Source organism: Tabrizicola sp. (assembly GCF_016793705.1).
Taxonomy (GTDB): domain Bacteria; phylum Pseudomonadota; class Alphaproteobacteria; order Rhodobacterales; family Rhodobacteraceae; genus Tabrizicola.
Genome location: NZ_JAEULO010000035.1, coordinates 23,376 through 48,511, shown reverse-complemented (window position 1 = coordinate 48,511; position 25,136 = coordinate 23,376). Strand labels below are relative to the sequence as shown.

23 protein-coding genes are annotated in these 25,136 nt (G+C 65.3%); 14 read left to right on the top strand and 9 right to left on the bottom strand.

Translation table 11 applies throughout. The features are described 5' to 3' along the window. The first annotated feature begins 134 nt into the window (after positions 1-134). The 4 genes from JNJ68_RS07560 (at position 135) to JNJ68_RS07545 (ending at position 6,580) form a co-directional block, all read left to right on the top strand. On the top strand, positions 135-674 hold the full coding sequence (locus tag JNJ68_RS07560; RefSeq protein ID WP_294980952.1) for a DUF2269 family protein: 540 nt from the start codon (positions 135-137) through the stop codon (positions 672-674). A gap of 42 nt (positions 675-716) precedes the next feature. Continuing rightward, a complete protein-coding gene (gene dnaE, locus JNJ68_RS07555) occupies positions 717-4,163 on the top strand; it encodes a DNA polymerase III subunit alpha (protein ID WP_294980949.1) in 3,447 nt (1,148 codons plus the stop codon). Continuing rightward, the gene (locus JNJ68_RS07550; protein WP_294980946.1) at positions 4,163-5,692 is read left to right on the top strand and encodes a phospholipase D family protein; all 1,530 of its coding nucleotides are present in this window, start codon (positions 4,163-4,165) and stop codon (positions 5,690-5,692) included. Before dnaE ends, JNJ68_RS07550 begins: the two co-directional genes overlap by 1 nt. A 66-nt stretch (positions 5,693-5,758) precedes the next feature. After that, positions 5,759-6,580, top strand: a complete 822-nt coding sequence (locus JNJ68_RS07545) for a ParB N-terminal domain-containing protein (RefSeq protein WP_294980943.1) — start codon at positions 5,759-5,761, stop codon at positions 6,578-6,580. A 298-nt stretch (positions 6,581-6,878) separates the two neighbouring features. Here JNJ68_RS07545 and JNJ68_RS07540 read toward each other — a convergent pair whose 3' ends face one another. From JNJ68_RS07540 to JNJ68_RS07530, 3 genes are all read right to left on the bottom strand, one after another. After that, entirely contained in the window at positions 6,879-7,958 is a 1,080-nt protein-coding gene (locus JNJ68_RS07540) for a helix-turn-helix transcriptional regulator (RefSeq protein ID WP_294980941.1), read from the bottom strand. Continuing rightward, positions 7,955-8,086 carry a hypothetical protein gene (locus tag JNJ68_RS07535; RefSeq protein WP_294980938.1) on the bottom strand — a complete coding sequence of 44 codons (132 nt, stop codon included), beginning with the start codon at positions 8,084-8,086 and terminating at the stop codon, positions 7,955-7,957. The genes JNJ68_RS07540 and JNJ68_RS07535 overlap by 4 nt, the downstream gene beginning before the upstream one ends. Positions 8,087-8,419: 333 nt before the next feature. Beyond that, entirely contained in the window at positions 8,420-8,614 is a 195-nt protein-coding gene (locus JNJ68_RS07530) for a SlyX family protein (RefSeq protein ID WP_294980935.1), read from the bottom strand. Between the two features lie 69 nt (positions 8,615-8,683). On the opposite strand from JNJ68_RS07530, the gene hisS reads away from it, so the two are divergent. From hisS to hisG, 3 genes are read left to right on the top strand one after another with little or no spacing between them, the layout of a single operon-like run. After that, positions 8,684-10,156 (top strand): histidine--tRNA ligase, encoded by a 1,473-nt coding sequence (hisS, locus tag JNJ68_RS07525; RefSeq protein ID WP_294980932.1) that lies wholly within the window; start codon positions 8,684-8,686, stop codon positions 10,154-10,156. Further along, complete coding sequence (locus tag JNJ68_RS07520) at positions 10,153-11,250, top strand: ATP phosphoribosyltransferase regulatory subunit (protein WP_294980930.1); 1,098 nt, start codon at positions 10,153-10,155, stop codon at positions 11,248-11,250. The genes hisS and JNJ68_RS07520 overlap by 4 nt, the downstream gene beginning before the upstream one ends. Then, positions 11,247-11,945 carry an ATP phosphoribosyltransferase gene (hisG, locus tag JNJ68_RS07515; protein ID WP_294980927.1) on the top strand — a complete coding sequence of 233 codons (699 nt, stop codon included), beginning with the start codon at positions 11,247-11,249 and terminating at the stop codon, positions 11,943-11,945. The genes JNJ68_RS07520 and hisG overlap by 4 nt, the downstream gene beginning before the upstream one ends. A gap of 72 nt (positions 11,946-12,017) precedes the next feature. Here hisG and JNJ68_RS07510 read toward each other — a convergent pair whose 3' ends face one another. From JNJ68_RS07510 to JNJ68_RS07500, 3 genes are all read right to left on the bottom strand, one after another. Further along, positions 12,018-12,878, bottom strand: a complete 861-nt coding sequence (locus JNJ68_RS07510) for a DMT family transporter (RefSeq protein WP_294980924.1) — start codon at positions 12,876-12,878, stop codon at positions 12,018-12,020. After that, complete coding sequence (locus JNJ68_RS07505) at positions 12,875-13,309, bottom strand: DUF1489 domain-containing protein (RefSeq protein ID WP_294980921.1); 435 nt, start codon at positions 13,307-13,309, stop codon at positions 12,875-12,877. The genes JNJ68_RS07510 and JNJ68_RS07505 overlap by 4 nt, the downstream gene beginning before the upstream one ends. Before the next feature lie 79 nt (positions 13,310-13,388). Next, positions 13,389-14,441 carry an MBL fold metallo-hydrolase gene (locus JNJ68_RS07500; protein WP_294980919.1) on the bottom strand — a complete coding sequence of 351 codons (1,053 nt, stop codon included), beginning with the start codon at positions 14,439-14,441 and terminating at the stop codon, positions 13,389-13,391. A gap of 105 nt (positions 14,442-14,546) precedes the next feature. On the opposite strand from JNJ68_RS07500, the gene JNJ68_RS07495 reads away from it, so the two are divergent. Both JNJ68_RS07495 and JNJ68_RS07490 read left to right on the top strand, forming a co-directional pair. Next, positions 14,547-15,146, top strand: a complete 600-nt coding sequence (locus JNJ68_RS07495) for a TetR/AcrR family transcriptional regulator (protein ID WP_294980917.1) — start codon at positions 14,547-14,549, stop codon at positions 15,144-15,146. 106 nt (positions 15,147-15,252) lie between these two features. Beyond that, complete coding sequence (locus JNJ68_RS07490; protein WP_294980914.1) at positions 15,253-17,523, top strand: adenosylcobalamin-dependent ribonucleoside-diphosphate reductase; 2,271 nt, start codon at positions 15,253-15,255, stop codon at positions 17,521-17,523. Between the two features lie 39 nt (positions 17,524-17,562). Here JNJ68_RS07490 and JNJ68_RS07485 read toward each other — a convergent pair whose 3' ends face one another. After that, positions 17,563-18,276, bottom strand: a complete 714-nt coding sequence (locus JNJ68_RS07485; RefSeq protein WP_294980913.1) for a hypothetical protein — start codon at positions 18,274-18,276, stop codon at positions 17,563-17,565. A 42-nt stretch (positions 18,277-18,318) separates the two neighbouring features. Continuing rightward, a complete protein-coding gene (locus JNJ68_RS07480) occupies positions 18,319-18,468 on the bottom strand; it encodes a hypothetical protein (protein WP_294980912.1) in 150 nt (49 codons plus the stop codon). 228 nt (positions 18,469-18,696) lie between these two features. Between JNJ68_RS07480 and JNJ68_RS07475 the strand changes: the two genes are divergently transcribed. Continuing rightward, positions 18,697-19,503: an N-acetyltransferase gene (locus JNJ68_RS07475; RefSeq protein WP_294980910.1), complete on the top strand. Its 807-nt coding sequence runs from the start codon at positions 18,697-18,699 to the stop codon at positions 19,501-19,503. A gap of 97 nt (positions 19,504-19,600) precedes the next feature. Here JNJ68_RS07475 and JNJ68_RS07470 read toward each other — a convergent pair whose 3' ends face one another. Then, positions 19,601-20,491, bottom strand: coding sequence for an NAD(P)-dependent oxidoreductase (locus JNJ68_RS07470; protein WP_294980907.1), 891 nt, complete (start codon positions 20,489-20,491; stop codon positions 19,601-19,603). Positions 20,492-20,644: 153 nt separating this feature from the next. On the opposite strand from JNJ68_RS07470, the gene JNJ68_RS07465 reads away from it, so the two are divergent. The 4 genes from JNJ68_RS07465 (at position 20,645) to JNJ68_RS07450 (ending at position 25,136) form a co-directional block, all read left to right on the top strand. Next, the gene (locus tag JNJ68_RS07465) at positions 20,645-21,514 is read left to right on the top strand and encodes a DMT family transporter (RefSeq protein WP_294980903.1); all 870 of its coding nucleotides are present in this window, start codon (positions 20,645-20,647) and stop codon (positions 21,512-21,514) included. After that, the gene (locus JNJ68_RS07460) at positions 21,511-22,410 is read left to right on the top strand and encodes a DMT family transporter (protein ID WP_294980900.1); all 900 of its coding nucleotides are present in this window, start codon (positions 21,511-21,513) and stop codon (positions 22,408-22,410) included. The genes JNJ68_RS07465 and JNJ68_RS07460 overlap by 4 nt, the downstream gene beginning before the upstream one ends. 96 nt (positions 22,411-22,506) lie before the next feature. Continuing rightward, positions 22,507-24,024, top strand: coding sequence for a 2,3-bisphosphoglycerate-independent phosphoglycerate mutase (gene gpmI, locus JNJ68_RS07455; protein WP_294980898.1), 1,518 nt, complete (start codon positions 22,507-22,509; stop codon positions 24,022-24,024). Then, on the top strand, positions 24,021-25,136 hold the full coding sequence (locus JNJ68_RS07450) for a peptidase M23 (RefSeq protein WP_294980896.1): 1,116 nt from the start codon (positions 24,021-24,023) through the stop codon (positions 25,134-25,136). Before gpmI ends, JNJ68_RS07450 begins: the two co-directional genes overlap by 4 nt.

Below are 25,136 nucleotides of genomic sequence, written 5' to 3'. Positions count from 1 at the left end.
TTGCCGAAAATTCCGCCACAATTCGCCCGGGCGGCGGGCGGTGACGCAGGGGTAAGCCATACCCTACTCGCCCGCGCTTCACGCTGCGACTATACGCCTCACACTGTTAGCATGCATACAAATGGATTTTCCCCATGGACTTCGCAACCCTCCTCAAATTCGCCCATGTTTTCGCCGCGATCCTCTGGGTCGGCGGCGGCTTTACCGTGATCATCGCCGGCATCATCCTGGCCGGTCGCAGCACCGCCGACACCCAGCTCGCCGTGGTCCGCGCCACCGTCCTGCTTGCACCGCGCCTCTTCATTCCGGCCAGCGTCTTCACCCTTGCCTCCGGTGTCACCCTCCTCTTCGCCGCAGGCTGGGGCTGGCAGCCCTTCACCGTCCTAGGGCTTGCCGGAGTGATCTTCACCGCAGGCTTCGGCGCCACCGTCCTCGGCCCGTCCTGCGAGAAAGCGGTCAAGACCGCCGACGCCTGGGGCGCCGTCTCGGCCCTGCCGATCCTGCGCCGCACCCAGCGGCTGGCGATGATCGACTATGCCGTGCAGTTCGCCATCGTCTTCCTGATGGTGGTGAAACCCGGCTGGAGCGACCTTGCCGTCTTCGGTGGCATCGGTTCGGTCATCGCACTGGCCGTCCTCGCCGCGCTGCGCCCCGTGCCGCACGCCACCGCCTAAGGGGTCTTCCCCCTCCGCGCCGGGCCGGGTTACGCTAGACCCATGCCCGGCGCGACCCCCCGATTCATCCACCTCCGCACCCATACCGAACACTCGCTCCTCGAAGGCGCGGTGCCGGTGAAGAAGCTCGTCGACCTCTGCGTGAAATCGCGGATGCCCGCCGTCGCCGTGACCGACACCAACAATATGTTCGCCGCGCTGGAGTTCTCCGTCACCGCGATGGGGGCAGGGGTCCAGCCCATCCTCGGCTGCCAGATCAGCATCGCCCACGACCCCGCTCAGCCGGGCGAACGCCCGCGCCTGCCCGCGCCCATCGTCCTCCTCGCGCAAAACGAACGGGGCTACCTGAACCTGATGCGGCTCAACACCCGGCTTTACATCGACGGCGCGATGACAGGCTCCGCCAACCTGCCGCAAGTCACCTTGGACGAACTGGCCCAGAACGCCGACGGCCTGATCTGCCTGACCGGCGGCCCCGACGGCCCGCTTGGCCGCTTCCACGCCACCGGCCAGCAGGCCAAGGCCCGCGTCCTTCTGGAACGGCTCGCGGCGAACTACCCCAACCGCCTCTATGTCGAACTGCAACGCCACCCCGGCCCCGGTGGCGCTCTGCCGGAGACCGAGGCCTTGGCCGAACGCGGCGCCATCGACCTCGCCTATGAATTGGGTCTCCCCATCGTCGCCACCAACGACGTCTACTTCCCCAAGGCCGAGATGTACGAGGCGCACGATGCCCTGATCTGCATCGCCGAAGGTGCCTATGTCGACCAGCAGCAGCCCCGCCGCCGCCTGACCCCGCAGCATTACTTCAAGTCCGAGGCAGAGATGGTCGCCCTCTTCGCCGACCTGCCGGAGGCGCTGGAAAACACCGTCGAGATCGCCAGACGCTGCGCCTATGCGGCCTCGAAGCGCAAGCCGATCCTGCCGAAATTCGCCGATGACGAGGTGCAGGAACTGCGCCGTCAGGCGAACGAGGGGCTACAGGCCCGGCTCAAGGTCATCCCGCATTCCGCCACGCCCGAGGAGTATCAGGAACGCCTCGATTTCGAGCTGTCGATCATCGAGAAAATGGGCTTCCCCGGCTATTTCCTGATCGTGGCCGATTTCATCAAATGGGCCAAGGACCACGGCATCCCCGTCGGTCCGGGCCGGGGCTCCGGCGCAGGCTCGCTGGTCGCCTATGCGTTGACGATCACCGACCTCGACCCCCTGCGCTATGCGCTCCTCTTCGAACGCTTCCTGAACCCCGAACGCGTCTCGATGCCCGACTTCGACATCGACTTCTGCATGGACCGCCGGGAAGAGGTGATCACCTACGTCCAGCAGAAATACGGCGTGGACAAGGTCGCCCAGATCATCACCTTCGGCGCGCTTCTCTCAAAAGCCGCCGTCCGTGATGTGGGCCGGGTGCTGCAACTTTCCTACGGCCATGTCGACAAACTGTCGAAGATGATCCCGGTCGAAGGTGTGAAGCCGGTCAGCATCACCAAGGCCCTCGCCGACGAACCCCGCTTGCGTGAGGCGGCGAAGGAGGAAGTCGTCGGCCGCCTCCTCGACTATGCCGCCCAGATCGAGGGCCTGTACCGTAACGCCTCCACCCACGCCGCCGGTGTGGTGATCGGCGACCGCCCGCTGGACCAGCTGGTCCCCCTCTACCGCGACCCGCGCTCCACCATGCCCGCCACCCAGTTCAACATGAAATGGGTCGAAGCCGCCGGTCTGGTGAAGTTCGACTTCCTGGGCCTGAAGACCCTGACGGTCATCCAGAACGCGATGGACCTCCTGAAGCTCCGGGGCATCACCTTCGACATCAACCTGATCCCGCTGGACGACAAGCCCAGCTACGACCTCTACGCCAGCGCCAAGACCGTCGCCGTCTTCCAGGTGGAAAGCTCCGGCATGATGGACGCGCTCCGCCGGATGAAGCCCACCTGCATCGAGGACATCGTCGCCCTCGTCGCCCTCTACCGCCCCGGCCCGATGGAGAACATCCCGACCTATTGCGAGGTCAAGAACGGCCTCCGCGACCTCGAATCCATCCACCCCACCATCGACCACATCCTCGCCGAAACCCAGGGCATCATCGTCTACCAGGAACAGGTGATGCAGATCGCACAGGTCATGGGCGGCTATTCCCTCGGCGGCGCCGATCTCCTCCGCCGCGCAATGGGCAAGAAGATCGCCGAGGAGATGGCCAAGGAACGCCCCAAGTTCATCGAGGGCTGCAAGGCCACCCACAACATCGACGCCAAGAAGGCGGGTGAGGTCTTCGACCTCCTCGAGAAATTCGCCAACTACGGCTTCAACAAGTCCCACGCCGCCGCCTATGCCGTGGTCAGCTACCAGACCGCCTATCTCAAGGCAAACTACCCGGCCGAATTCATGGCGGCGGTGATGAACTGCGACATCCACCTCACCGACAAGCTCGCCGTCTACAAGCGCGAGGTCGACAAGCTGGGCCTCGCCACCGTCGCGCCTTGCGTCAACACCAGCCTCGCCACCTTCACCGTCCGCGATGGCGCCGTGGTCTACGGCCTCGGCGCCCTGAAGAACGTCGGCGTCGACGCCATGCAGCTGATCGTGCAAGCCCGCGCCGACAAACCTTTCGTCACGATCTTCGACTTCGCCCGCCGCGTGGACCTCAAACGCATCGGCAAGCGCCCCCTCGAAATGCTCGCCCGCGCCGGGGCCTTCGACCAACTCGACCCCAACCGCGCCCGCGTCTTCGAAGCCCTCGACGCGCTCGGAGCCTACTCCGCCGCCATCCACGAAGCCGCCGCCTCCGCCCAGAACTCGCTCTTCGGCACCGCCGGGGCCGACCTCCCCGAACCCCGCCTCCCCTTCCGCGACGACTGGCTGCCCACCGAGCGCCTCGCCCAGGAACACCAGGCCATCGGCTTCTACCTCTCCGGCCACCCGCTCGACGACTATATGTCCGCGCTGCGCCGCAAGGACGTCAAAACCCTTGCCGAGGTCACCCAACTCGCCGAACGCGGCCCCCTCATCGCCAAGCTGGCAGGCTCCGTCTCCTCCCGCCAGGAACGCAAATCCGCCCGTGGCAATCGCTTCGCCTTCGTCCAGCTCTCCGACCCGACCGGCCTCTACGAAGTCACCTGCTTCTCCGAGGTGCTGGAAGCCTCGCGCGACCACCTCGACGCCGGCCAGAACGTCGTCCTCACCGTGAAAGCCGAACTCGAAGGCGACACCCTGAAGCTCCTCGCCCAAGCCATCACCCCCATCGACACCGCCACCGCCACCGCAGGGGCGCAAGACCTCCGCATCCACCTCGCCCGCCCCGAGGCCGCCCAGTCCCTCGCCGCCCTCCTCAGCAAGGTCGAAGCCCGCACCCGCGCGGCCATCACCCTCTGCGTCACCGACGCCGCAGGCCGCGAGATCGACATCGACCTCCCCGGCCAATACCCCGTGACCCCCCAGATCAAGGGCGCGATCAAGGCCACCCATGGCGTCCTGGCGGTCGAGGAAATCTGATGCGCCGCCTTCTGGTCATCCTTGTCTTTCTCCTGCTGGCTCTCGCCCTGGCCCGCTATCTGCTCCGCCTGCCGCCGAACGACGGGGCGACACCCTCCCACTCCTTCGTGCCCGGTCCCGATACCAGGCTTGGTCAGGCGCTCCTGCCACAGGCCACCGCGCATCCCGGCCTCAGCGGCATCCGCCCGCTCTGGCCGGGGATCGAGGCCTATGCCGCCCGCATGGCCCTGGCCCGCGCGGCGGAACAGTCGATCGACGCCCGCTACTACATCTGGCAGCGCGACAGCACCGGCCTCTCGCTTCTCCAGGAACTGAAGGCCGCCGCCGACCGGGGCGTCCGCGTCCGGCTTCTCGTCGACGACAACGGCACGCCGGATCTCGACGCCGAACTGGCCGCGCTGAACAGCCTGCCGAATTTCGAGGCCCGCGTCTTCAACCCCTTCTCGCTGCGTTCACCCCGCGCCCTGTCCTACCTTCTGGACTTCCCGCGCATCAACCGGCGGATGCACAACAAGTCCTTCACGGTCGATGGCGTCGCCACCATCGTCGGCGGCCGCAACATCGGCGACATCTATTTCGCCCGCGATGCCGAGATCCAGTATTCCGACTTCGACGTCCTCGCCACCGGCGCCGTCGTGGGCGATGTCGCCACGGATTTCGACGCCTACTGGAACAGCGCCAGCGCCTATCCGCATGACCTCCTCGTCACCCCGCCGCCCGACCTCTCCGCCCTCGACGCCGCTGCAGCCGAAGTCCTCGCCGACCCCGACACCGCCGCCTATGCCCGCTCCGTCAGCGACAGCCGGCTCGTGCAGGACATGCTCGCCCACACGCTCGTCCTCGAATGGGTTCCGGTCACGCTCCTCTCCGACGATCCGCGCAAGGCCCTCGGCGAAGCCCCCGCCGGCACGCTCCTCGCCACCGCCCTTGGCCCGCTCATCGGCACCGCCCGACAGTCCATCGAGGTGATCTCCGCCTATTTCGTCCCCGGCCGCGAGGGCACCGAACGCCTCGCCTTCGCCGCCCGCCAGGGCCTTCGCGTCCGCATCCTGACCAACAGCCTCGAAGCCACCGACGTCCTCCCCGTCCACGCCGCCTACGGCAAGTACCGCGCCCCCCTCCTCTCCGCCGGAGTCGAGATACACGAACTCCGCCGCACCCCCCGCACCGAGGCCGAACGCAATGCGCTGGGCCTCCTCGGCAGCTCCGGCTCCAGCCTGCATGCCAAGGTCTTCGCCGTTGACCGCCGCGCCGTCTTCGTCGGCTCCTTCAACTTCGACCCCCGCTCGGTCTGGCTGAACTGCGAGATGGGCTTCTGGATCGAAAGCCCCGCCCTCGCCACCGCCATCAGCGACGCGCTGGACCGCGGCGCCACCACCACCTGGCAGGTCGGCCTCGACGCGGGCGGCGCCCTTACCTGGACCGGCAGCGACAGCGCCACCCCCCTCAGCGACGAACCCGGCTCCACCGCCTTCAAGCGCGCCGCCCTGGCCCTCCTCGGCCGCCTCCCGATCGAGTGGATGATGTAGCCGCCCGCCCGCCATACCCCGCCTTAACCCATCCGCGCTTCCCTCCCGCCAAAGGAGAACAGCGCCATGTCCCCCCTCCACCACCTGCCCATAGCGGAAATCGCCCCCCACGCCCTCCTCCGCGACCGCACCGCGCTCGACAGCCAAGCCCTCCACCTCCTCCAGCACTCCATCGCGACCGAGGGCCTCCGCACCCCCATCGAGGTCTGGCGCCTCTCCACCCCCAACGACGGCCACACCTACGGCCTCATCTCCGGCCTCCGCCGCCTCACCGCCTGCCGCGCCCTCGGCCACACCACGATCCCCGCCTTCCTCCGCGCCCCCCAGACCATCGCCCAGGCCCTCGCCCAGATGGTGACCGAGAACGAGATCCGCGAACCCGTCACCCCGTGGGAGAAGGCCACCCTCATCCTCAACGCCATCCACGAGGGCCACTTCGACACCCCCGACACCGCCATCGCCGCCCTCTTCCCCGCACTCCCCCGCACCACCCGCACCCGCATCCGCAACCATGTAAGCGTGGTTGAGGCCCTCGCCCCCCTCCTCACCGACCCCACCCACCTCACCACCCGCCAACTCGACACCCTCGCCGCCGCGATCCAGTCGGGGCACGAGGACCTCCTCACCGCCACCCTCCACCCCGTCATGGGCCAGGGGAGCGAGACCCAATGGTCCACCCTCCGCCCCGTCCTGCAGGACGTGCTGCGAGAGCCCACCAACCCCACCACCCGCCGCCCCCGGAGGCTGTTGAAGCTCCGCCAGGGCCTGACGATCACGCGGGAGGCCTGCCCCGGCGGCTACACCCTCCGCTTTACGGGCGCACAGGCGAAGTCCGGCCTGATCGACGACGTGCTGGACAAGGTGGAGATGTGGTTCAGCAAAGACTAAGCGCCACCCCGTAGGTCGGGCTTCAGCCCGACTCTCCTCACCACCCCTCCCCACCTGTCATCCCACACAGGGCCGCGCCCACCCTCGGGTGGGCGCGTCGACGGCCGATGTAGGCCCTTTATCCCACAACCCCTCCCACCGCTGTTCGGGTGAGCACCGTCGCAAGAGCGCCCTCCCGGGGGGAGGGAGGGCGCGGCCCAGCGGGCTTACGCCCTTGATTCCGGGCCAAGGGAGTCAGTATTCGGGATCGGCCGAATGCGCTTTTCGTATACCACAGATTCTCAAATTATTTCTTCAATTAGAACTTATCTCGATCCCTGCTCATTCTAGCGATTACAGCGGGCTGCTTGAAGTAAGCCCCGTATCTTTCTACATTTTCCCTTACTGCACTATAGTCCTTTGCGATCTGATAGAAGGGCCGACCGCGTGCTAGCTCGGTCCAAGGCACCAAGAGCAAGGTTGCAAAGCATTCGGCTTCTTCTTCCACCAGAGTATCAATGACTGGCGCGAAGAAGAAACCTGGCGGTGGGTCAGCATCACTCAGTTCAAGATCAAGAAAGGCGTAGTCTGAAGGTGGCAGATAGCACTCTGAGCCGGTTTCTAGTAGGTCGGCATGAAGCACATGGTGGGCATATTCGTGCAGAATTTCATGCCGAAAGAAAGCGTTCCCGCGAACACCAACTCTGAATCTGCGCTCTTCCACAATTATTCGATGCCCATCTGGCTGTCCAACGATTACCGCGTATGCCGCCCTCGCAAAAGAAGGCATTTGATCAACAATGTCGAAACATACGCTGCTGTCTTCAGCCTCCGTCTGAGCCATAAAGTGCTCAATGTTTATCCGCTCTCTGTCCGAAGCAAAGCGCTTTCGAATTTCCCAAGCGAGAAGACAAAGCTCGACAAATCGGTCGAGATCAAGCCCAGGCCGTCTTTTGATCTTGCCTGAAGGCTTCCTATTTGTTGCAGAGAATGTCCCTCTGGACAAGCGAAGGGTTGCAACATCCTTGCCCTTCTCTTCCTCAACAATCTTTCTTATCTCGTCGAGAGCAGCTGTAACCCGCTTCTTTCCCTTTTCGGAAAGATTTGGGAAAACCTCAACTAGAAGCGTTGCTACGTCCGCATGCGGAACGTTCTTTGCTTGAAGCCCCCTTTTTGTGTTGGAGAACTCTGCTGCCTCTCGCAACTTTTGTGCTTCAGCCTCATTGGCAGCTAGATTGTCAATGTATTTCATGAGGACTGCATCACCGATATGGGTCCGCTGGTACTCAAGGTTGCTTACACGGGCAATTGGCTCTCCAATCTTGTTGGCGAACTCTGTCTGTGAAAGGCCAATCCGGTGTCGCAGTGCTTGTGCAAGGCTTCCAAAGGTCGATCTCATTCTCCGTTACTCCCTTTCGAATCCTTGTTCGGCGGATCGCGTCGTGATCCATGAGCAATTTGCACGCCGAGTGCCACCGATGCGATGACGATACCGGCAACCGATACAACGGTCATGAAGACATCCATGGCAGCCTCTACTGACTATACTCAGAAAAAATATAGACTAGATGCCGTCCGGAATCAACTTAATCTAGAAGGGGCTATCACATTTAGCGAAAGCGGCACATTGGGGCACAATATCTAGGAGTGGCGGCCTGCTGGCACAATATATAGTTGAACGACATGCTGCTTGCAGCATTATGACACTAAATACAGAGAATGACTAGTGGCCCACCGGTATCATCGCACAGCACTACTGATCTATGGTGGATACGTAAACTACCTTAACAAACCCCTAACGTCTGCGACCATCCCTTTGTAATCAAAACGGAATCCGGAAATGTCCACCGTGGACACCCCTCACCAGTGAGGCGGGCGGACGTTCGCTTCCGGAGCCTCTCCCCGCAGGGCCTCCTCCTCCGCGGCCCGCTCCATCAGCAGCCGAACCCGCCGCTCCAGCCCCGCGATCTCGGTCGCCTGCCGGGCCACCACGTCCGACAGGTCCTCCACCGCCCGGATCAGGTGGGCCACCTTCTCTTCCAGATCGACCGACATTCCCACCCCCGCTTGCCGCCTCTCCCCCCATCCGATACACGGACGGCGATCAAAAGCGAAGGTCCGACCATGGCCGACAAGCCCCCCCGCCGCCCCCGCGCCGAGACCCCGAAGGGATTCCGCGACTACTTCGGGGCCGAGGTCACCGAACGGAAAGCCATGCTCGACCGCATCGCCGGGGTCTACCACCGGTACGGGTTCGACCCGCTGGAGACCTCTGCCGTGGAAACCGTCGAGGCCCTCGGCAAGTTCCTCCCCGACGTCGACCGCCCCAACGAGGGCGTCTTCGCCTGGCAGGACGAGGACGCCGACTGGCTGGCCCTGAGGTACGACCTCACCGCCCCCCTCGCCCGCGTCGCCGCCCAGTACCGCAACGACCTCCCCAGCCCCTACCGCAGGTACGCGATGGGACCCGTCTGGCGGAACGAGAAACCGGGGCCGGGAAGGTTCCGCCAGTTCTACCAGTGCGACGCCGACACGGTGGGCTCCGCCTCGGTCGCCGCCGACGCCGAAATCTGCGCGATGCTGGCCGACGCGCTGGAAGAGGTCGGCATCCCCCGCGGCGATTACGTGGTGAAGGTGAACAACCGGAAGGTCCTGAACGGCGTGATGGAAGTCGCGGGCCTTTCTGGTGACGACAAGCACCACGAACGCGGCATCGTCCTGCGCGCCATCGACAAGATCGACCGGCTGGGTCCGGAAGGCGTGCGGGCACTGCTGGGCGAGGGCCGCAAGGACGAGAGCGGCGACTTCACCAAGGGGGCGGGGCTGTCGCCCGACCAGGCCGAGGTCGTCATGGGCTTCACCTCCGCCAAGCGCGACACGGGGGCCGCGACGGTCGCCCGGCTGCGGGAGCTGGTGGGAGCCTCCGTGATCGGCTCCGAGGGCGTCGCCGAGCTGGAAAGCATTGCCGCACTTCTCGAGGCGCAGGGCTACGGGCCGGACCGGATCGTGCTGGATCCGGGCGTGGTTCGGGGTCTCGGCTACTACACCGGCCCGGTCTATGAGGCCGAGCTGACCTTCGAGATTCTCGATGAAAAAGGCCGCAAGCGCCAGTTCGGCTCGGTCGCCGGGGGCGGGCGGTATGACGGGCTGGTGAAGCGGTTCACCGGGCAGGACGTCCCGGCGACGGGGGTCTCGATCGGCGTGGACCGGCTGCTCGCCGCGCTGCGGGCCAAAGGGCGTGTGGGCGGCGAGACGGCGGGGCCAGTGGTGGTCACGGTGATGGATCGCGAGCGGATGGCCGACTACATGAGCATGGTGGGCGAGCTAAGGCAGGCAGGCATCCGGGCCGAGGTCTATCTGGGCAACCCGAAGAACTTCGGCAATCAGCTCAAATACGCCGACAAGCGCCAGTCTCCGGTAGCAGTGATCCAGGGCGGGAACGAGGCCGAGAAGGGCACCGTGATCCTGAAAGACCTGATCCTGGGCGCTAAGATCGCCGAGAGCGCAACGCTTGAGGAATGGAAGGATCGACCGGCCCAGGTCGAGGTCGCCCGTGCCGATCTGGTGGCTGCGATCAGAAAGATGCTGGGGCAATGACCCCGAAGGCCGCGATAAGGGCCGAGGGCGAGCGGTTCCTGCAGGCCTTCGTCGCGGCCGGCGCGGTTCCGGTCGAGGCCGATATCCTGCAGCCCGCGGGCACGCTTCTTGACCTTTACGGCGAGGATATCCGCGCGCGGGCCTACGTCACAGACGACCCGGTCCGGGGCGAGATGATGTTGCGGCCGGACTTTACCGTGCCGGTCGTGCAGGCCCACATGGCGCATGGTGCGGAACCGGCGCGCTACGCCTATCTGGGAGAGGTGTTTCGCAAGCAGGCCCGCGGATCTGGGCGGGCCAGTGAGTATCTGCAGGTCGGATACGAGGTCTTCGACCGCGCCGCTCCCGAGGCGGCCGATGCCGAGGTCTTTGCGCTTTTCCGCGATCTTCTGTCGGGGTTGGACCTGCGGCCCGTCACCGGGGATATCGGCATTCTCATGGCAGCCGTCCGGGGTCTGGACACGACCGAGCGGCGGAAGTCGGCCCTTCTGCGGCATGTCTGGCGACCGGCCCGGTTCCGGGCGCTTCTCGACCGGTTTGCCGGGCGGGCGCCGGTCCCTGCCGGGCGGCTCGCTTTGCTGGAGCGGCTGAAAGCCGGGTCACCGGCACAGCTGATCGAGGATGCCGGGACCTTTGTCGGCCTGCGCAGTCCCGAAGAAATCGCGGCGCGGGCCGAGGCGCTGGTGGCCGATGCCGGGACGCCGCCGATCAAGGCTCCCGAGGCGGCACTGCTCTATGATCTCCTCAGCCTCGAAGCTCCGGCGGCGCACGCGCTTGCCCATCTGCGGGGCATTACCTCGATGCTGCCCGCCATCGCCCCGGCGGTGGACCGGTTCGCAGCACGGCTGGAGGCCCTGTCGGCGAAGGGCGTGGACGTCACGACCCTGGCGTTTGAGGCGAGTCATGGCCGGACGGCGCTGGAATACTATGACGGGTTCGTCTTCAGCTTCCTGAAGGACGGGATGCCCCCGGTGGCCTCGGGCGGGCGCTATGATGCGCTGACGGCGGTCCTTGGTGCGGGGGCCTTCATTCCGGCAGTGGGCGGGGTCATCCGGCCCGGGCTGGTCGCGCGGCTGAAGGGGGCAGTGGCATGATCCGGATCGGAGTGCCGTCCAAAGGGCGGCTGATGCAGGACTGCTTCGACTGGTTCGGCGCGCGCGGCGTGGTGATGCGGCGGACCGGCTCGGACCGGGAATACTCTGGCGTAATCGAAGGCTTCGAGGGCGTGGCCCCGGTGCTTCTGTCGGCGGGCGAGATCCCGCGCGAGCTGGCGGCGGGGCGCATTCACCTTGGCGTCACCGGGTCTGACCTTGTGCGCGAGCAGCTTGGCGACGAAGAGGTGGCCGAGGTCGCAAAGCTGGGCTTCGGCCAGGCCGACCTGATCCTGGCAGTGCCGAATGTCTGGATCGACGTCGAGACGGTGGATGACCTTGATGCCGCCGCCGCAGGGTTCCGCAAGGCGCATGGGCATCGCTTGCGGATCGCGACCAAGTATCACCGGCTGGTGCGGGAATTCCTGCAGGCGCAAGGGGTTGCCGACTATCAACTGGTCGACAGCCAGGGCGCGACCGAGGGAACCGTGAAGAACGGAACGGCAGAAGCGATTGCCGACATCACCTCGTCGGGCGAGACGCTGCGCGCCAATCACCTGCGCATTCTGTCGGACGGTTTGATCCATTCCAGCGAGGCGGTCCTCTGGGCGTCGCGCACGGCGGAATGGGCGGCAGCGGACCGTGCCGCCTATGCCGGTCTGGCGGCGAAGCTGGGAGTTGCCGCGCGGCCCTTCTGACTGCGGCTCGGCGATCACTTCGTAACTTCTCGTGGGCACCTACGACGGTACGACTTCGTCGTCCGAGGAGCTCTACCTGCGGGCCAGCGCGACACCGATCCCGGCAAGCGCCATCCCGGCCCAGGCCAGGGGTGGCATCGCCTCGCCCAGAAGCGGCCAGGCGAAGAGCGCCGAGAGCGGCGGGACCAGGTAGAAAAGCGCGGACACCCGGGCGACCTCTCCGGCGCGGATCATCGCGAGGAGGAGGGTGATTGCCACCAGCGAATTGCCGATGATGAGATAGGCGAGCACGCCGAAAAGCTCGGGTGTCCAGTCGGCCTGCAACCCCTCGGCCGCTAATGCGACGGGCAGGGTGAAGGCCGCGCCCACGGCGTACTGGATCAGGTTTGCCGGTACGGGATGGGTCGTCACGCCAAAGCGTTTTTCATAAAGCGTTGCGGCGGTCATGCCGATCAGGCCTCCTACAGCGGCCAATACGCCGAGCGGCGGCTCATGCGCTACGCCCGAGCGGGCGAGGATCACCGTAAGTGCCCCCGAAAGGCCGAGGGCGAGGCCGATCCAGCGAAGGCGGCTTACCCGCTCGCCGACCATCCATGGAGCAATCAGGCTGACGAGGATCGGCTGCAGGCAGACGATGATCGCCACGCCCCCTGCCGAAACCCCGGTCTTGAAGGCGATGTAGCAAAGGCCAAAGTACCCGACCTGGATCAGGAAGCCGGTCACCGCGATGTCGAGGGCGGCTCGGCCCTTCGGCAGATCCGGCTTCAGGATCGGGACCAGTGGCAACAGGACCAGCACCGCGATCAGATAGCGCAGCGCAAGCAGCGTGAAGGGTCCGGCATGGAGGAGGCCGATCTTGGCCACGGCAAACCCGGCCGACCACAGGAGCAGGAAGATCACCGGCGCGGCGGTCAGCCAGAGAGGCTTGGTCATCTGAGGCCGATCTCGGCCAGGGCCTGGGCCAAGGCCGGGGGCAACGGGTCATCCGCCGCCCGGGCCTTCGGCAGATCGCGAGGAGAATCCTTGGGGTCAAGGTAGCGCCAGCCCTGGAAGGGACGGCGGGGGGCGGATTCGGTGCGGATGACCTCGCGGTCCATGATCAGGGCGCAGCGCGGGATGCCGTCGCCGAGATTCACTTCCTCCAGCTCCAGAATGCGCTGGCGACAAAGGATCAGACCCTTGATCACCCAGTATAGCGAGCCGCCATTCAGCACCTCGGCCTCGCGCTTTGGCCACATGCGGGTGACATGGATCGACCGGCCCTCGGGCCAGCGGTGGCTTTCGCTGTCGATCCAGGCGATCTGGTCCTCGACGCTGTCGGCACCGACGCAGAGCTTCAGAAGGTTGACGAATCCGGCTGGCATGGTTCCCCCGCCCAAGACCTAGCAGGCGGGCGGGGGGAGGTGAAGGGGACCGGCCGGAAAGCGCGCGGCCGGTCAGGGGTCAGAGGCTCGGTCCGTCGACGCGGATGCTCTGCTCCATCGCCATGCACTGGTCGTAGATGAAGACGTCAAAGCCCGAGAGCTTGTCCCGCCATTCCGGGGCCAGTTCGGCCACGCATTGCACGGTGACCCGGTCGATGAAATTGTCGAACACCGCCCAAGGGTTGGTCGTGTCCGCCGGGGCCATGCCCTCGGCAATGGCGGTCGAGCCAAGCGCGTTCAGCGCCGCGCCATGCAGGTCGGTCATGAAGGCAAGCTGTTCTTCCACATCCGCCTTGGTGCCCGCGCGCCCGACATGGCCCGCAACCAGATGTTCGAAGTCATATTTCGCGTTGATCTGGCCCACGAGGTCGAACACCCCAGGAATGTCATGCGCGATGGCCATGCGCCGCCACATCATCCAGCCGGGGAAGATGACGTCGATCAGCATCAGGGTCCGGCTTTCGGGGTGCCAGATCTCGATGTTGCCCGGTTCGTGGTTCGGACCCGAGTAGTTGAGTTCCAAAAGCTGGTTTGCGGCCGTCACCTGGAACGGCGTGTCGATGCCGTCGAAAGTCACCGTTGGCAGCGGGCGGTTCGGGTCCGCCGCGCGGGCCAGGATGTTTGCCGTTTCCTGATGCGCGATGATCTGCATCTCGGGATTGGTGGCGAGGATCTGGGCCGCAAAGCCGATATGGTCGACATGGGCATGGCTGTAGATCAGATGGGTGATCTTGGCCCCGGGAGCGATGTCTTCGGCCGCTTTCAGGATCTTGTCGCCGATCGGCGGCGGTGCATCGACGACGACCAGACCTTCGTCGGTCTGGACGATCATCATCTGATAGACGCCTTCGGTGACCATGAAGGCGCCGGCGCCCAGGTCCTCGATCCGGTAGCCCTTTTCGGGGTCGATGTCGGGGGCGAGACCGGCCTCGTGGATCGGGTCGTAATGGTCATTGTGGGCCATGGGCGGCGCAATGTCGGTCGCGCCCGGGTAGGGGGTCAGGGTCTGGGCGTAAGTGGGCAGGGCCAATGCCGTCAGCATCAGCCAGCCCGCAAGACTGCGGGTGCGCATGTAAGGTTCCTTATGATGAGGGACGCAAGAAGCCGTTGGCCATTTGCATCTGGTTAGTGTAGTGATCGATACAGAAGTCGGAATCGCGCCGCAAGGGGTTTTTTAGTGACCGATACAAAAGAGGCGAAACGCACTGGCCGCCCCCGGGCGTTCGATGCCGAACAGGGCGTGGCGACTGCGGCACGGCTTTTCTGGGAAAAGGGCTACGATGCCGTGGGCGTGGCCGAGCTGGCGCAGTCCATCGGGATCAACCCGCCCAGCCTCTACGCAGCTTTCGGCAGCAAGCGTGAGCTTTTCCAGCGCGCGCTTGGCCACTATTCGGCCACGCAGGGGCAGTTCTTCTCCTGGCTCGAAACCCCCGATGCCCCGGCCTATGAGACGCTGGTCCGGGTCCTGGCGGAAGCCGCGCGGTCGGGCACGGCGGATGCGGCGGCGCGCGGCTGCCTGGTGCTGGACGGCACCCGCAACTGCACTGACCCGGCCGCAAGGGCGCTGACAGCGGCAGTCCGGGCCGAACTGCGGGAAAAGGCGCGGGCCCTGGTCGCGCGCGAACACCCTGCCATGGCCGAGGCAGCGGCGGACTATTTCATGTTCGTCCTGACGGCGATTTCCGGTTCGGCCATCGAAGGCACCCCCCTGCCGCGCCTGATGCAGGACATCGACCTGGCCAGCCGAGGCCTGCGCAACATGCTGGGGCAGGGCTAGCCCCCAGATATCGCGCCTCTTCCCGACCTGCCCGCAATGCCTGTTGAAAGGAACCGCTCTGGGGCGTAGCTTGGGCGTTCCCCGCATTCCTGAAAGCCTGCCCGCCATGAGCGCCTTTTCCGCCCCAATCGCCGAAGCCATCTGGGACATGAAATACCGCTTCAAGGAAGCGGATGGCACGCCCATCGACGGCACGGTCGAGGACAGCTGGCGCCGCATCGCCCGGGCCCTGGCCGAGGTCGAAAAGGACCCGGCAAAGTGGGAGGGCGAATTCTACGCGGCGCTTGAAGGCTTCAAGTTTCTGCCCGCCGGACGGATCACGGCGGGGGCGGGAACCGGACGGCAGGTGACCCTCTTCAACTGCTTCGTCATGGGCACGATCCCGGACACGATGGAAGGCATCTTCACCGGCCTGAAAGAAGCCGCGCTGACCATGCAGCAGGGCGGCGGGATCGGTTATGATTTCTCGACCATCCGCCCGCGCGGGGCCGAGGTGAAAGGCGTCGCCGCCGATGCCTCCGGCCCGCTGAGCTTCATGGATGTCTGGGACGCGATGTGCCGGACGATCATGTCGGCAGGCAGCCGCCGCGGTGCGATGATGGCGACGATGCGCTGCGACCACCCGGACATCGAGGCCTTCATCGAAGCGAAGAAAGACCCCGCGCGACTCAGGATGTTCAACCTCTCGGTCCTGGTCACTGACGCCTTCATGGCAGCGGTGAAGGCAGATGGCCCGTGGGAGCTGGTCTTCGGCGGCCGCATCTACAAGACGGTCGAGGCGCGCGATCTGTGGAACAGGATCATGCGCTCCACCTTCGATTTCGCCGAACCGGGGGTGATCTTCATCGACCGCATCAACGCGATGAACAACCTCGGCTATGTCGAGACCATCGCCGCCACCAACCCCTGCGGCGAGCAGCCCTTGCCGCCCTATGGCGCCTGCCTCTTGGGCTCGATCAACCTGCCGACACTGGTGAAGGACGCCTTCGAGACCCATTCGTCGATGGACATGAAGGCGCTGGACCATCTGGTCCGCGTCGCCGTCCGGGCAATGGACAACGTCGTCGACGCCAGCCGTTTTCCTCTGCCGGAGCAGGCGGCGGAAGCCAAGGCCAAGCGGCGGATCGGCCTCGGGGTCACCGGGCTGGCCGATGCGCTGCTGATGGTCGGCCTGCGCTATGGGTCGGAGGAGGCCGCGAAGGTCACCGAAATCTGGATGCATGCCATCGCGCGCTCGGCCTACCTCGCCTCGGTCGATCTGGCGAAGGAGAAGGGGGCATTTCCGCTCTTCGAAGCGGAGGGCTACCTCGCCAGCGGCAACATGCAGCAGATGGACAAGGACGTCCGCGAGGCCATCGCCAAGCATGGCATCCGCAATGCCCTTCTGACCTCGGTCGCGCCGACCGGGACGATCTCGCTTTACGCCGGAAACGTCTCATCCGGGATCGAGCCGGTCTTCGCCTATGCCTATACCCGCAAGGTCCTGCAGAAGGACGGCTCCCGCACCGAGGAAGAGGTCGTCGACTACGCCGTCCGCCTCTGGCGCGAAAGGCATGGCGACGCGCCCCTGCCCGAACATTTCGTCAACGCCCAGACCCTTCCGCCCTTGGACCACGTCCGCATGCAGGCGGCGGCGCAGAAATGGGTCGACAGCTCGATCTCCAAGACCATCAACTGCCCGGCCGACATCAGCTTTGACGACTTCAAGGAGGTCTACATGGCCGCCTGGGATCAGGGCTGCAAGGGCTGCACGACCTATCGCCCGAACGACGTGACGGGGTCCGTCCTGACCGTCAGCGAGAAGGAAACCGCCCCGGTGTCCTCGCAGCCGGTGACGGGGGGAGAAGTGGTCTATCTGTCAGACCCGCTGGACCGCCCCGCCGCGCTGGAAGGCCAGACCTACAAGGTCAAATGGCCGGGGTCCGAGCACGCGCTCTACATCACCATCAACGACATCGTCATCGCCGGCCACCGCCGCCCGTTCGAGGTGTTCATCAACTCCAAGAACATGGAGCATTTCGCCTGGACCGTAGCCCTGACCCGGATGATTTCGGCCGTGTTCCGGCGGGGCGGGGATATCTCTTTCGTCGTGGAAGAGCTGAAAGCCGTCTTCGACCCCCGCGGCGGCGCCTGGATGGAGGGGCGCTACATCCCCTCGATCCTCGCCGCCATCGGCGGGGTGATCGAACGCCACCTGATCGACATCGGCTTTATCGAGGGCGAGGGGCTGGGCCTGAAATCCGACCCGAAGGCTGAGCTGTTGCGGGTCGGAGAGGCTCCGAGGGGGAAGGCGTGTCCGTCCTGCGGAAGCTATGACCTGCGGATGGTGGAAGGGTGCCTGACCTGCGGGTCGTGTGGGCATTCGAAGTGTGGGTGAGGGGGAAGCGTTGGTCGCATCTTAAGAGGACGCGCCAAGCTATCGCGCTTTTTCGCCGGTAGGCTCTTCCGGAGTCTTTGCAGTCTGATCCTCAATAAGCGAAGGCGCACTGCTTTCGCTGAGAGCCGGTGCAGGCGGGATCAGCGTAATCCAGTTGAGCCACTCAAGTTGCCTAATCAGGTGTGCCTCCTGAGGACCGAAAAACAAAGTCACCCGCAAGAACTTGCAGCCACGAAAAGTACAGTTTCGCAGACTGGCGCCATTGAAGAACTGCCGTTCGCCAGAAAGTGCAACCGCATCAACCGTACCCGGCTGAACGTTGTTGATTGCATTGTCAGACTGCAAGAAGAGGTTCGCAGGACCCACGATCTCGCAATCGACAAAGGTCTTCCCGTCTACAAAGGGGTTGGATGGCAAGATGAAGTCGTTCAGGAAGATGCGCTTTCCCTCGAATACCTTGGCAAGTGGGTCCACACCACCCGTGGCTGCCATGAACTTGGCATCATAGCGAGCCCTTACCGCACGACCTTGCCCGAAACCGTAAAGAGCGACGCATCCGGCGTATAAGAACAGCCCCAAGAACCCCGCAGCAACCCACGAAAAGGGACTATACGCGCTCAGTATACCGGTGGCCCAAGTTGCCCACGCAGGCAAGACAATGGACGTAGCCGGGAAAAGGATTCCCCAAATTGCTGCGCCGAGTGACAGTCGCCACTCGATGCCGGACAAAAACTGATTGAACTTTGAAAACATGGTCTCATCATGCCTCACTGGGCAATGGTTGTGGAGTCCCCATTAGCCCCCTACCCCGTTCGCCCGCGCCACGAAGTCGGTCAGGTGGGGCACATAGTCCTCCGGCCCCGCGCCGCCCTGCGCCACCGCCGAGGCAAACCTGTTCTTCGCGGCACTCGCCATCGTGGTGGTGACGGTGGCGGCGTTGGCCATGTACACCTGATAGCGCAGGTCCTTGTGGGCATTCGAAGTGTGGGTGGGGGCGAGCGGAAGCCCTTCAGGACCACCAAGCTTGTGACCGATTGGTCGGAAGTGCTCTGACCCGCTGCATCAAGCCCGCCAGGACCGCGCGCGGGAAAGCCAGCCTCCTCTCAGTATAGTTTTGACCTGCAGTCCTTCACCCGTCAGGCTTGCGCGGCGGCATCATGAAAGGCCAGCCAGATGAGAGACGAGGTCTTTGGAAGCGACGATCAGCGCGCGCTGTTGCGCCGCGGCAGAAGCCTGGCTGCCCTGCTGGGACATGACAGGCGCTACAGCTATTACGGTCGCTCGGTCGGCTTGCCCGGACCCGAGGACGGCGACATCGATCACCTTGCGGCCCTCGCCATCGTCCAGGGCAGCGCGACCTATCTGGCCGTTCCGCTGGACCAGGTCGAAGCCATCAAGGCTTCGGTCGTGGCGCGCGGTCTGGTGCCCATGGTCTATGACAGGTGGGACGGGTCTGACCTTGCCATCGCCGCGGCCCGACGGGTTGTTGCCACTTGCTCCTTGCCCGATGACGTGACCATGCAGCGTCTGGATGCGTCGTCGGCGGAGGGGCATTTGGCGTCACTGGCCGAGATGGCCCTGGGCTGCGGTGTCCTGCCGCCCTGTGGCGAGGTCCTGCGCGGCCTCTTGCGGCCCGCCGTCTGTCTGGTGGCCATTGACCGCAGCTCCAAGGTGGTGTCCTGCGCGGCGTCCTCGGCCTATGCCCATCAGGATCACCCCCGACAGGGCAGGAAGGCTTGGTGGGGCATGCTGGCCACGGACATGGCGCGGCGTGGTCAAAAGCTGTCGCTCATTCTTGGGGCACATGCCTTGCTTGAGATGGAATCACGCTTCGGATTTGGCGATTTCATGACCGGGGTCGAGCCCGGGAATGCGCCATCAGAAGCCATCTGCGCCCGAATGGGGCTTGCCAAGGGGCAGTCTGCGGTCATCGGATGCACCGATCTGCGCGCCCTGGCGAGTGGACGCATGACGAAATAGGGCTTGGGGCGGCCGCATCCGCGCAGCGGACCTGACTTTAGTTGGTATCCCCGCCCTGACCAAGTCGCAGCGACCGGAACTGGCGCGGACCTGGGCCCTACTTCACCCCGTTCGCCCGCGCTACGAAGTCGGTCAGGTGGGGCACATAATCCTCCGGCCCCGCCCCACCCTGCGCCACCGCCGAGGCAAAGCTGTTCTTCGCCGCACTCGCCATCCTGGTGGCGACAGTGGCGGCGTTGGCCATGCTCTCCAGATAGCGCAGGTCCTTGTAGGCGTTCGTGAGCGTAAAGCGGTGGGCCTCGCGGTTGCCCTCCAAAGCGTAGCCCATGAAGGTCTGGTAGAAGCCGCAGTCCATGCGGCCCTCCCGGATCACGCTGTCGAACGTGGTGGTAGAGATGCCGACCTTGGCGGCCAGCGCCAGCGCCTCGGCATAGATCGCGGCATAGCCGAGAGAGAGGAAGTTGTTCAGAAGCTTCATCCGGTGCCCGTCGCCGACCCGGCCAATGTGGACGATCTTGCCGGCCCAGGTGGCGATGACGGGCTGGATGCGGGCAAAGATCTCGGGTTCCGCGCCCACCATGCAGTCGAGCGTCCCCGCCCAGGCCTCTTTCGGCGTGCGGGAGAGGGGGGCGTCGGCAAAATGGATGCCTTTGGCGGCAAGGTCGGTGGCGAGGCGTTCGGTGACGGTGGGGTCGGAGGTGGAGCAGTCGACGATCACGGCACCGGGCCTCAGGTGGGGGGTCATCTTCGCCACAGCCTCGGCCACCTGGGGCGAGCCGGGGAGGGTCAGGAAGATGATCGTCGACCGGGCAGCGAGGTCTTCGAGGTTGGCCTCGACAGCACCCCGCCCGATCAAGTCATCGACCGGCGCGCGGTTGCGGTGGGCCGTGACGGTGAGGGGATAGCCCTTCTCGACGATGTTCTTCGCCATGCCGTGGCCCATGAGGCCGGTGCCGACAAAGCCGATGGTTTCCGGGGTCTCAGTCATGGTCGCTCCCTCTGCGGACCCGGGTAGTGTCGGACCTTCGCTCGCCCGGGACAAGCGGCCTGTTGGACTTTCGGCAACGGAGGTGCGGATCGGGCTGGTAGCCCGCCTCATGCCCTTTCCCCTTCGGCAACCGCGTGTTATCGCCCCCGCGTCATGTCGTCCTCGAAGAACCCCGTCAAAGGCATCTGGCTTATGGTGGCCGCCGTCGCCGCCTTTGCGGCGCAGGACGGGTTTTCCCGGCATCTGGCCGGGGAATATTCGACCCTGATGATCATCATGATCCGCTACTGGGCCTTCGCCGGTTTCGTGATCGTTCTGGCATTGCGCCGCCCCGAGGGCCCCCGCGCTGCGATCCGGTCGACCCGGCTTCCCGCCCATGTGCTGCGCTCTTGCCTTCTGGTGGCCGAGATCTGCCTGATCGTCTGGGGGTATACATTGATCGGCCTGATCAACAGCCACGCGGTCTTCGCCGTCTGCCCGCTGTTGATCGTCGCGCTGTCCGGCCCGATCCTGGGCGAGCGCATCAGCTGGCAGCGCTGGGCGGCGGTCGCGGCCGGGCTGGCGGGGGTGCTGATCATCCTGCGGCCGGGGCTCGGCGTCTTCTCCTGGCCTGCGCTCTTGCCGCTTGCCTCGGCCTTCCTCTTCGCGATGTATTCCGTCCTGACCCGCCTCACCACCCGGGACGAGCCGACCTTCCCCGCCTTCTTCTGGCCCGGCGTGATTGGCGCGGTTCTGATGACCGCGATCGGCCTGCCGCAGCTTGAACCGATGGTCCCGCAGGATATGGGTTTCCTGGCGCTCTATTGCGCTCTGTCGATCCTGTCGCACTGGCTTTTGCTCAAGTGCTACGAGGCGATCGAGGCGGCACGGGTGCAGCCCTATGCCTATCTGCAGATCGTGTTCGTGACGCTCATCGGCCTTACTGTCTTTGGCGAGACGCTGGAACTGCCGGTGGCCCTGGGCGCCGTGGTCATCATTGCCGCCGGGCTCTATGCCCTGTCGCTTGAGCGCAAGCCCGCATGACCCCGGACCATCACGCCCCGCAGAACACCAAGCTGGGCATCTGGCTGATGATCGCGACCACGGTAGTCTTCGCGGTGCAGGACGGGATCTCGCGCCATCTGGGCTCGACCTACTCGGTCTACATGGTGGTGATGGTCCGTTTCTGGTTCTTCGCCCTTTTCGTCATGGCCCTTGCCGCCCGCGCACCAGGAGGCCTGAAAGCCGCAACGCGCTCGGCCATGCCTATGGTGCAGCTCGCCCGGGGCCTGATCCTGGTGGCGGAAATCGCGGTGATGCTGGTGGCCTTCGTCAAGCTGGGCCTGATCGAGGCGCATGCCGTCTTCACCTGCTATCCGCTTCTCGTCGCCGCTCTTTCCGGTCCGATCCTGGGCGAAAAGGTCGGCTGGCGGCGGTGGACCGCGATCCTGGTGGGCTTTGCCGGTGTGTTGATCATCCTGCAGCCGGGCTTCGGGGTCTTTTCGCCCTGGGCGCTGGTGCCGCTGCTGTCAGCCACGATGTTCGCGATCTACGGCCTGCTGACACGCTATGTCGCCCGCAAGGACAGCGCATCGGTCAGCTTCTTCTGGACCGGTGTCGTGGGCGCCGTGGCGATGACACCCTTTGGGCTTTTGCACTGGACCTGGATGACCCCGGCCGACTGGGGATGGATGGCGCTTCTGTGCTGCACGGCGGCGCTCAGCCATTGGCTCCTCATCAAGTCCTATGCCGTGGCCGAGGCATCGGCGATCCAGCCGTTCGCTTATTTGCAGCTGGTCTGGGCCAGCGGGATCGGCCTTGTGGTTTTTGGCGAGACGCTCCGGATCAACGTCGTGATTGGCGCGGGGATCGTGGTGGCTGCCGGGATCTTCACGCTCTGGCGGCAACGGGTCCGTGAAAAGGCCGCGCTGCGGGCCTGACGCCCAGGAACGCGTGATCCCGGCAGCAAAGCGCACTGGTTGCCCCGCCCCTCTCCTGCGCGTAAAACCCTGCCAACAGAAGACAGGAGCCCGCCCATGCCCGCCCCGAAACCCGTCGTCCTATGCATCCTTGACGGCTGGGGCATCGGTCCGGACCCGGCGACCTCGGCCCCGGCGCAGGCCAATGTGCCGAACTTCAACCGGCTCTGGGCCAATTGCCCTCATGCCACCCTGACGACCTTCGGGCCGGACGTGGGCCTGCCGCGCGGACAGATGGGCAATTCCGAGGTCGGCCACACCAACATCGGCGCGGGCCGCGTCGTGGCGATGGACCTCGGCGCCATCGACCTTGCGGTCGAAGATGGCAGCTTCGCCCAGAACCCCGCCATTCTCGACTTTGCCGCGAAGGTGAAGGCCAAGGGCGGCACGGCCCATCTGTTGGGCGTCGTCTCTGACGGGGGCGTGCATGGCCATATCAGCCACGTCATCGCCGCTTGCACCGCGCTCACCGCGCTTGGGGTTCCGGTCGCGCTGCATGCGATCACCGATGGCCGGGATGTGGCCCCCTCCTCGGCGGCGGGCTTCGTCGCGCAACTGGCCGCCGCCATGCCGGAAGGCGCCCGGATCGCCACGGTCTGCGGCCGTTACTGGGCGATGGACCGCGACAACCGCTGGGACCGGGTCGAGCGTGCCTTTGCCGCCATGGTCCGCGCCTCGGGCGAGATCGCCCCGGATGCGGCAAGCGCCGTGACCCATTCCTATGCCAAGGGCGAGACGGATGAATTCCTCGCGCCTTCGGTGATTGCGGGCTATCAGGGCATGAAAGACGGCGACGGGCTCTTCTGCCTCAATTTCCGCGCCGACCGTGCGCGCGAGATTCTCGCGGCGCTCGGCGACCCCGGCTTCACGGCTTTCGATGCCGGGGCGCGGCCGCACTGGTCGGCGATGCTTGGCATGGTCGAATATTCCGACGCCCATAACGCCTATATGGGCACGGCCTTCCCAAAGCGGGTGCTGGTCAACACGCTGGGCGAATGGGTAGCCTCGCACGGCCTGACCCAGTTCCGCCTGGCCGAGACCGAGAAATACCCCCATGTCACCTTCTTCCTGAACGGCGGCCGCGAGGTGCCCTATCCGGGCGAAGACCGCGCCATGCCGCCTTCACCCAAGGTCGCGACCTATGACCTGCAGCCCGAGATGAGCGCGGATGAGGTCTCTGACCGCTTCGTCGAGGCGATCGAAAAGGGCTATGACCTGATCGTGGTCAACTACGCCAACCCCGACATGGTCGGCCATACCGGCAGCCTTCCAGCCGCGATCAAGGCCTGCGAGGCGGTGGACCGGGGCCTTGGCCGCGCGCTGAAGGCGCTGGAGGCCCGGGGCGGTGCGATGATCGTCACGGCTGACCACGGCAATTGCGAAGTCATGGTCGATCCCGTCACCGGCGGCCCGCATACCGCGCACACGACCAACCCGGTTCCGGTGATCCTGGTCGGCGGCCCCAAGGGGGCAAACCTGCGCAGCGGAAGACTCGCCGATCTTGCTCCCACGATCCTGCAGCTCATGGGCCTGCCGCAACCGGCGGAAATGACCGGGACCTCGCTTATCGCATGATCCGCGCCGCCCTCCTTGCGCTTATCCTGTCGGGTCCGGTCGCGGCCGAAACCGTGGCAGAACAGGCAGCGAAGGCTTCGGCCGAGCTGCAGAGCGCCGTCGCAGCCCTTGAGGCCGCGACCGAGGCACGGGATCGGGTCTCGGCCCTGTCGCAGACGATCCGCGCCTATGAGCAGGGCCTCTCCGCCCTGCGGGGCGCACTGCGTGAGGCCGCCCTGCGCGAGACGGCCCTCACGCGCCAGTTCGAGTCCAAGCGAGACGGGATCGGCCGCCTGCTTGGCGTGCTGGCCACGATGGAGGCCAACCCGGGACCGCTCCTGCTTCTGCATCCCGAGGGTGCGCTTGGAACCGCACGGTCGGGCATGATCCTTGCGGATGTGACCCCGGCGCTCGTGTCCGAAGCCTCGGCCCTCAAGGCCGAACTCCTGGAACTGTCCGAGCTTCGGGCCCTCCAGCTCTCGGCAGGCGCGGTGCTGGAAAAGGGTCTGGTAACGGCACAACTCGCGCGCACGGAACTGTCGAAGGCGATTTCAGACCGTACCGACCTGCCTCGTCGTTTCACGGAAGACCCCGAAGTCCTTAAGGGCCTTCTAGACAGCGCCGACACGCTGGATGCCTTCGCGGCTGGCCTTTCGCCCGACGCCGAAAGTGGTACGTCCTTTGCCGACCAACTTGGAAAGCTGCCGCTACCGGTGCTGGGAACCGTCCTGCGCCTTCCAGGAGAACCCGACGCGGCCGGAACCCGCCGGCCTGGCGTGACCCTGGCCACGCAGGCCCGCGCCCTTGTCACCGCGCCGTGGCCCGCGACCATCCGTTACCGGGGGCCGCTCCTTGACTACGGAAATGTGATGATCCTTGAACCGGGCGACGGCTATCTTCTTGTGCTCGCCGGCATGGATATCCTGTATGGCGAAGTGGGAGAGGTCGTCGCCGGCGATGCCCCCCTTGGGCTGATGGGCGGCCCCGAGGCGGCAACGGCGGAATTCATGGCGCAGGCACCAGATCGGTCTGGTGGGCGCGATACGGAAACGCTTTATATGGAACTCAGACAAGGCGCATTGCCCGTGGACCCGATGCAGTGGTTCGCAGGCCTGGCCCGTACAGGAGACTGA